General features: G+C 74.5%; 1 protein-coding gene. It reads left to right on the forward strand.

Annotation, left to right across the window (positions count from 1 at the left end; all coding sequences use genetic code 11):
* Window positions 1–438, forward strand: a 438-nt coding sequence (locus tag PKE99_RS38700; RefSeq protein ID WP_271215192.1) for a hypothetical protein, incomplete at its 5' end; no start/stop codon positions are given.
* Window positions 439–521: the final 83 nt, after the last annotated feature.

Here is a 521-nt window from a genome sequence, read left to right on the forward strand (position 1 = left end):
GTCGACGCCGTCGAGCGCACCTTCGAGGCCTACATCGAGGAGCTGGTGCGGGACTGCCGCGAGCGCGGGGTCTCGTTCCGGTTCGGGCGCGCGGTGGAACCCGCGGACGTCCGCGACGCCGACGTCGTCGTCGTCGCCACGGGGGCCCACTACCGGTTCGGACTCGGCCGTCTCGTACCGCGGCTACTCCACTACCGGCTGGGCCGCTCGCGGCCCGCCGCCCGGCTGTTCGCCTCGCCGCGGCTGCGCGATCTGCTCTACTACCGGCTGCGCGTCGGCCGGGGCCAGGCGCTCGTGCCCCGCCTGGCGGCAGGCTCCGATACCCGCGTCGTCGTCCTCGGTGACGCCGCCCGCGCCGGCAAGACCCGAGATGCCGTCGTCGCCGCCCACGACGCCGCGCTGCTCCACGTCCCGCGTCCCGTCACCACCACCCCCTGACCCAGAGAGTTGGGACACCCATGACAGAGCCGTCAGTGAGTGCCGTCGAGGAGGCCACGACTCGGCCGCGTCGCCAGACGCGG

Source organism: Pseudonocardia halophobica, assembly GCF_027922425.1.
GTDB lineage: Bacteria > Actinomycetota > Actinomycetes > Mycobacteriales > Pseudonocardiaceae > Pseudonocardia > Pseudonocardia halophobica.